Origin of the sequence: Billgrantia saliphila (genome assembly GCF_002930105.1) — a bacterium.
Classification (GTDB): Bacteria; Pseudomonadota; Gammaproteobacteria; order Pseudomonadales; family Halomonadaceae; genus Halomonas; species Halomonas saliphila.
In genome coordinates, this window is the sequence record NZ_PJRN01000005.1 from 250,114 (window position 1) to 256,974 (window position 6,861).

5 protein-coding genes are annotated in these 6,861 nt (G+C 69.2%); 2 read left to right on the forward strand and 3 right to left on the reverse strand.

The window, feature by feature from the left end; all coding sequences use genetic code 11:
• Positions 1 to 16 precede the first annotated feature (16 nt).
• Together ubiH and CYJ07_RS08130 are read left to right on the forward strand one after the other, a co-directional pair.
• Complete coding sequence (gene ubiH, locus CYJ07_RS08125; protein ID WP_104203175.1) at positions 17 to 1,228, forward strand: 2-octaprenyl-6-methoxyphenyl hydroxylase; 1,212 nt, start codon at positions 17 to 19, stop codon at positions 1,226 to 1,228.
• Positions 1,229 to 1,297: 69 nt separating this feature from the next.
• Complete coding sequence (locus CYJ07_RS08130) at positions 1,298 to 2,545, forward strand: UbiH/UbiF/VisC/COQ6 family ubiquinone biosynthesis hydroxylase (protein ID WP_104203176.1); 1,248 nt, start codon at positions 1,298 to 1,300, stop codon at positions 2,543 to 2,545.
• A gap of 21 nt (positions 2,546 to 2,566) precedes the next feature.
• On the opposite strand, the gene CYJ07_RS08135 is transcribed toward CYJ07_RS08130, so the two are convergent.
• From CYJ07_RS08135 to gpmI, 3 genes are all read right to left on the reverse strand, one after another.
• Positions 2,567 to 3,871: a S41 family peptidase gene (locus tag CYJ07_RS08135; protein WP_104203177.1), complete on the reverse strand. Its 1,305-nt coding sequence runs from the start codon at positions 3,869 to 3,871 to the stop codon at positions 2,567 to 2,569.
• A gap of 74 nt (positions 3,872 to 3,945) precedes the next feature.
• Positions 3,946 to 5,121 (reverse strand): murein hydrolase activator EnvC family protein, encoded by a 1,176-nt coding sequence (locus tag CYJ07_RS08140; RefSeq protein WP_197038290.1) that lies wholly within the window; start codon positions 5,119 to 5,121, stop codon positions 3,946 to 3,948.
• Positions 5,122 to 5,146: 25 nt separating this feature from the next.
• Positions 5,147 to 6,715: a 2,3-bisphosphoglycerate-independent phosphoglycerate mutase gene (gpmI, locus tag CYJ07_RS08145; protein ID WP_104203178.1), complete on the reverse strand. Its 1,569-nt coding sequence runs from the start codon at positions 6,713 to 6,715 to the stop codon at positions 5,147 to 5,149.
• Positions 6,716 to 6,861 lie beyond the last annotated feature (146 nt).

Here is a 6,861-nt window from a genome sequence, read left to right on the forward strand (position 1 = left end):
GCCGTAGAGGGTCGAAATGAGCGCCACGACGAGCCAGAGCGTGGACATTGCCATCGTTGGCGGCGGGCTGGTGGGGGCGAGCCTGGCCTGCGCCCTGGCCCCGCTGATCACACGCCATGCGCTCACGGTGGCCGTCGTCGAGGCCGCGCCGCTGCCGGAGGCGGCCGAGGCCCCCTGGCAGCCGAGCTTCGACGCGCGCGCCAGCGCCATCGCCCAAGGCTCGGCGGAGCGCTTCCGCGGCATGGGGCTTTGGCAGGCCATGGCGGAGCAGGCCGCCGCCATCGAACATATCCATGTCAGCGAGCGGGGCCGGCTGGGCGTGACACGGCTGACCGCCGCGGAGCTCGGCCAGCCGGCGCTGGGCTACGTCATTCCCAATGCCTGGATGGGCCGGGTGCTGCATCGACGCCTGGCCGATCTGCCTCTGGCCTGGCACTGCCCGGCCAGCGTGGAGGCGATCACGCCCGCGGTAGAGGGTTATCGACTTTCGCTTTCCGACGGCTGTACGCTGCACGCGGGACTGACGGTGCTGGCCGACGGCGGCCGTTCGGGACTCAAGGAGCAGCTGGGCATTGCCAGCGACGCCGTGCCCTACGATCAGGTGGCACTGATCGCCAATGTCGAGATGAGTCGCCCTCACGGTGGGATCGCCTACGAGCGCTTCACCCGTCAGGGCCCTATCGCCCTGCTGCCGCTGCCCGGTCAACGGATGGCGCTGATCTGGACCCATCCGGCGGGGCGCGAGACAGCGAGGCTGGCACTCGGCGATGGCGACTTCCTGACCGAACTGCAGCGCGCCTTCGGCGACCGCGCGGGGCGCTTCCGCCGCGTCGGCAGTCGCCATGCCTATCCGCTGACGCTGGTCACCGCGCGCGAGACCATTCGACCCGGCCTGGCGGTACTGGGCAACGCCGCCCACTCGCTGCATCCGGTGGCGGGCCAGGGCTTCAACCTGGCGCTGCGCGGCGTCACCGACCTGGTGGCGTCGCTGGAGCGGGCGCTGACCAAGGGCGAGCCGTTGGGCGGCATGCTGGCGCTGCGCGATTTCGAGGCGCGGCGCATCGTCGACCGGCACCAGGTGATCCGCTTCAGCGATGGCCTGGTGCGGCTGTTCGGCGTCGACAGCGGCATGCTCTCCCACGCGCGTGCCGCCGGATTGATTGGACTCAATCTGCTGGGGCCGCTAAGGCGGGGGCTGGCGCGCCGGGCCATGGGGCTGGAGCGCTGATGACCTCACACCCGGGCCGGTCGGCAATAGACGTAGAGTGACAGCAGTGCATGGCGCACAGGAGACGGGATGATAGACGAGACAAACCGGGCGCTGACGCATTTCGAGGTCATCGTCGTCGGCGGTGGCATGGTGGGCGCCACCCTGGCGGCACTGCTGGGCCGGGCGGGCGTCAGCGTGGCGCTGCTCGATGCGCGCCCGGCCCCGTTGGTGGCCGAACGGGTTGGACGAGGGGCTCCGGCGCTGCGTGTCAGCGCGCTGACGCCGGTCTCACAGCGGCTGCTGGAGGGGCTCGGAGCCTGGCATTGGATGCAGGCGCGACGCGTGACGCCCTACCGCTTCATGCGAGTCTGGGACAGCGAAGGCAGCGGTGAAGTGGGCTTCTCTGCCGAACAGGCGGGCGTACCGGTGCTGGGCCATATCGTCGAGAACGACGTGGTGCTGGCGGCGTTGGAGGCGCGTCTGGCCGAGCTGCCTGGCGTCTGTCAGAGGTTCGGTGCCCGGGTGACGGGGCTGCAGGAGTTGCCGGACGGGCGCGCCGTGATGCTGGAAGATGGAAGCCGCCTGGTTGCGCCGCTGGTGGTGGCGGCCGACGGGGCGCGCTCGCCGCTGCGCGAGCTGGCCGGCATCGACGTGAGCGAACGGGATACCGGTCACGTGGCCGTGGTCACCACGGTGCGCACCGGCCGGCCGCACGGCGGCGTGGCGCGTCAGGTCTTCCTGGCGTCGGGGCCGCTGGCCTTCCTGCCGCTGACGGTGGACGGCGACGAGCGCCACTGCTCGATCGTCTGGTCCACCTCGCCTCAGGAGGCAACGCGGCTGGCGGCGCTTCCCCCCGAGGCGCTTGCCGGCGAACTGGAAGCCGCCTTCGAATCTCGCCTGGGGGCGGTGGAAGTGATCGACCCGGCGCTGGCGGTGCCGCTGACCCAGCGCCATGCGCAACGCTACGTCCGGTCGGGTTTCGCCCTGGTGGGCGACGCGGCGCACAGTATCCACCCGCTGGCGGGCCAAGGCGTGAATCTGGGCCTGATGGACGTGGCGGTGCTGGCCGAGGAACTGCTCGCTGCCCGGCGGCGCGGGATACCGCTGGGCGAGTCCCGGCTACTGGAGCGCTATGCGCGCCGGCGACGCGGCGACAACGCGGCGATGCTGGCGCTGATGGACGGCTTCCGCCTGCTATTCGGTACCCGCCATCCGGCGTTGACCCTGCTGCGCAATCTGGGGCTCTCCGGCGTCGACCGGCTCACGCCGGTCAAGCGGCTGATCATGCAGCAGGCGATCGGTCAGCGTGGAACGCTGCCGGCCTCCTGCCGTTGAGCGGGTCCGGCAGCGTTCTGCCTAGCGTTCGCGTCGCTCCAGGACATTGAGCGCCTTGAGCAGGTTGAGCGCTTCGCCGAGCTGGTAGTCCTCACGCAGCTGTGCGGGCATCTCGCTGGAAGTGCGCGGCTCGCCGCTCGACCGCAGGTGACCTTCCAGGTCGGCCTCGCGCAGCTGGCGACTGCCCTCGGTCACCTCGATGCGACCGCGCACCACGGCGACGTCGGGCTCGATGCCCAGCGCCTGGATGGAACGGCCGTTGGGCGTGTAGTAGAGCGCGGTGGTCAGCTTGAGTCCCTCGCCGTTGCCCAACGGCATTACCTGCTGCACCGAACCCTTGCCGAAGCTCTCGGTGCCCATGATGATTCCCCGGCGCTGGTCCTGCAGCGCACCGGCCACGATTTCCGCCGCCGAGGCGCTGCCGCCGTTGATCAGTACCACCAGCGGCACGTCGGGAGCGGCCGTCTCGCGGCTGGCGGAGAAACGCATCTGGGTATCCGGCAGGCGGCCCTCGGTATAGACCACCAGCCCGCCCTCGAGAAAGGCGTCGGCCACGGCCACGGCGGCCTGCAGCACTCCGCCGGGATTGTTGCGCAGGTCGAGAATCAGCCCCTGAAGCGCGCCGTCACGCTCCATGCGTCGAATCGCGTCGTTGACCTGATCGCCCGTGCGGTTCTGGAACTGACTGACGCGCAGGTAGCCGTAGCCGGGCTCCAGCATTTCGCTGCGCACGCTTTCGGTGCGGATGATCTCGCGGGTCAGGGTGACCTCTATGGGGGCGTCTTCGCCGCGGCGCTGAAGGGTGAGATGGATCTCGCTACCCGGCTCGCCGCGCATCAGGGTGACCGCCTCCTGCAGCGAGAGTTGCTCGGTGGGAGTGTCATCGATCCCCAGGATGACGTCGCGCGCCTGCACCCCGGCCCGCGATGCCGGGCTATCGTCGATCGGCGTGATGACGGTCAGGCGGCCCTCCTCCAGGCCCACCTCGATGCCAATACCGCCGAACTCGCCCTCGGTGGATTCCCGCAGGCTCTGGAACTCTTCGCTGTCGAGGTAAGCGGAGTGGGGGTCGAGCTCGCTGAGCATGCCGCGCATGGCGTTGCGCAGCAGGGTGCTGTCGTCGACCTCCTCCACGTAGGCCCGCTTGATACGCTCGAACACTTCGGCGAAGGTCTGGATGTCCTCCAGCGGCAGCTCGTCCACCGCCGGCTCGGCCTGCGCATCGGCCGGGGGAGCGGCGAGGGGCAGGGCCAGCAGTGCCATCGGCAGCAGCGCCGCCAGCAGGCGTCGTGGTGCGGGCAGTGGGCGGGCAGGGCGTGAAGGCATGCGAACTCCGCTGTTGCGAGGCGAGGCTGTCCAGCATATCCCGTGGTCCGGGGCTTGTGAAATCCCTCTCATGATCATCTCCGTGCGATCCAGGCCTGGGGGTCGATGGGGTCGCCGTTGCGGCGTACCTCGAAGTAGAGTGCCGGCGTCGTGTGGCCTCCGCTCATGCCCACCGTGCCGATGGCATCGCCGCGCGAGACGGCTTGGCCGACGTCGGCGCTGAAATTCTGCAGGTGAGCGTACAGAGTCATGACGTTGTCGCCGTGATCGAGGATCAGCAAGTTGCCGAAGCCTCGCATCCAGTCGGCAAACACCACGCGACCGGCATGCACGGCGCTGACCGGCGTGCCTTCGCGCGCTTCGATCAGCATGCCGTTGCGGTGCACGCCGTCGTCGTGACGGTAGCCCGAGGCGACATTGCCCTGCACCGGCCAGGGCAGGTCGCCGCGAGTGCGTTCGATGGCGGTGGAGGGAGGCGGTTGTTCCAGCCGGGCCAGCTCCTCGCGGACATGCTCCAGGACACGTTCCGCCTCCTGCCGGTCCTGGCTCAGGCGAGCCAGGCGTGACTGCTCGTCACTGTAACGTCGATCCAGGTCGGCCAACAGCGCCTCCCGTTCCTTCATACGATCGGCCAGCTCAGCGCTGCGCCGGGTCAGCTCGTCGGCCAGCTCGTCGAGGCGCGCGCTGCGTGTCAACTGCTGGCGACGATTTTCGGCCAGTTCGGCATCGAGACGGGAGATCTCGTCGAGCCGCTCGTTGCGCGCCCGCGCCAGGCGATTGAGATACGTCTGCAGCCGGTCGAGCCGCGCCGGGTCGTCCTGATTGAGCAGCAGCTTGAGCTGCGGCGTGAGGCCCAGCCGATAGAGTGCATCGAGCTGAATGCCGAGCATCTCGATCTGCTCTCCGCGCTCGGCCTGCAGCGCGTCACGGGCGTCGGCGAGAGCATCGAGTTCTTCGGCCAGACGGCGGCGGTCGGCCTGAATCTCATCCAGCCGGCGGTGGGTGTCGGCGAGGGCGGTTTCCACCTCGCGCAGTTCGCGGCTGGCTTGGTCCTGGGCCTGGCGAGTCTCGCCGAGGCGCCGATTGAGCGACTGGATCTCGCTGCCGATGGCATCGACGCGCTCGCGGGCTTCCCGCTCGCTGGGCTCGGCGAGCGCTTGGGAAGGGCCGAGCCCGAGCGCGGCGCCTCCCAGCAGCGCGGCAAGCAGCAGCGCGGCTCCCAGGGCGGGGTGGCGCCGGTCACGATTCATGGCATGCGGGACTCGCGAGCTGTCGTCATGCCGGTTCGATCAATACCCTGCCGGTCATCTCCTCGGGAATCGGCTGGTTCATCATGCTCAGCAGGGTCGGGGCGATGTCGCACAGGCGGCCGTCGTCGAGCAGCCTGACGGATTGCGGGCCGACGTAGATCAGCGGCACCTCGAAGGTGGTGTGAGCGGTCTGCGCCACGCCGGTGTCGGGATTGACCATCTGCTCGGCGTTACCGTGGTCGGCGGTGACCAGGCAGGCACCGCCGGCGCGCTCGATCGCCTCCACCACGCGACCGACGCAGGCATCGACCGCCTCGATGGCCTTCACCGCGGCGTCGAAGTCGCCGGTATGGCCGACCATGTCGCCGTTGGCGTAGTTGCACACGACCAGGTCGTAGCGGCCGGAGTCGATCGCTTCGACCAGACGGTCGGTTACCTCCTCGGCGCTCATTTCCGGCTTCTCGTCGTAGGTCTTCACATCCTGCGGCGAGGGAACCAGGATGCGGGTCTCGCCGTCGAACTCCCGCTCGCGACCGCCCGAGAAGAAAAAGGTGACGTGGGCGTACTTCTCGGTCTCGGCGATGCGCAGCTGGGTCAGGCCGCGGTTTTCCATCACCTCTCCCAGGGTGTTGTGCAGGTCGGCGGGGGGAAAGGCGACCGGGGCGGGAATGTCGGCGGCGTACTGGGTCAGGGTCACCAGGCTGCCGCCGGCGAGCGCCGGGCGCACGCGGCGCTCGAAACCGCTGAAGTCGTCCTCGACGAAGGCGCGGGTCAGCTCGCGGGCGCGGTCGGCACGGAAGTTCATGAAGATCGCGGCGTCGCTGTCGGCGATGGTCGCCGCACTCACGCCGTCGCGTATGACGGTGGCCGAGACGAATTCGTCGTTCTCGCCACGGTCGTAGGCGGCGCGCAGGCCCTGCTCGGCGCTGGTGGTTTCGAACTCGCCAACGCCTTCGGTGAGCAAGCGATAGGCCTTCTCGACGCGATCCCAGCGGTTGTCGCGGTCCATGGCGAAGTAGCGACCGATGATCGAGGCGACGAAACCGTTGTCGGCGCCCACCAGTTCCGCGAGCCGGGCGTTGGCGCGCTCGATGGAGGCCAGGGCGCTGCGTGGCGCCGTGTCACGGCCATCGAGGAAACCGTGGACATAGATGCGTTGGGCGCCGCGGCGGGCGGCCAGCTCGGCCATGGCCAGGATGTGATCCTCATGGCTGTGCACGCCGCCCGGCGAGAGCAGGCCCAGCAGGTGCACGGCACGTCCATCGGCCACCGCGGCGTCGATGGCATCGGTCAGCGCGGCGATGGTGTCGAGGTCGCCGTCCTCGATCGCCTTGGTGATACGGGTCAGTTCCTGATACACGACCCGGCCCGCGCCCAGATTCATGTGACCGACCTCGGAATTGCCCATCTGGCCCTCCGGGAGGCCCACGTACTTGCCGTCGGTATGCAGTAGCGCATGGGGGCGTTCCTGCCACAGGCGATCCATGTTCGGCGTACGGGCCGCGGCCACGGCATTGTCGGTGGGATCGGGGTTGTGGCCATAGCCATCGAGAATGATCAGGGCGACGGGGCGTGGGGTGGTCTCGGTCGTCATCGGGGAATAGGCCTCGCATACGTTGTCGGCGCGTCCTCGGACCGTCCGGCAGCCTGTCCGCGCAGCGCGTGACAGGCCCCTGGGCGACGGGGGTCGCGACTTGAGTCGGCTTGCGGCATCATAGCGCACGGTACGGGCAAGCGTCA

Bases quoted from the DNA above. Each gene is read 5' to 3' on its own strand.
- ubiH (WP_104203175.1), top strand. From the start codon at position 17: ATGAGCGCCACGACGAGCCAGAGCGTGGACATTGCCATCGTTGGCGGC.
- gpmI (WP_104203178.1), bottom strand. From the start codon at position 6,715: ATGACGACCGAGACCACCCCACGCCCCGTCGCCCTGATCATTCTCGAT.
- CYJ07_RS08135 (WP_104203177.1), bottom strand. From the start codon at position 3,871: ATGCCTTCACGCCCTGCCCGCCCACTGCCCGCACCACGACGCCTGCTG.
- CYJ07_RS08130 (WP_104203176.1), top strand. From the start codon at position 1,298: ATGATAGACGAGACAAACCGGGCGCTGACGCATTTCGAGGTCATCGTC.
- CYJ07_RS08140 (WP_197038290.1), bottom strand. From the start codon at position 5,121: ATGAATCGTGACCGGCGCCACCCCGCCCTGGGAGCCGCGCTGCTGCTT.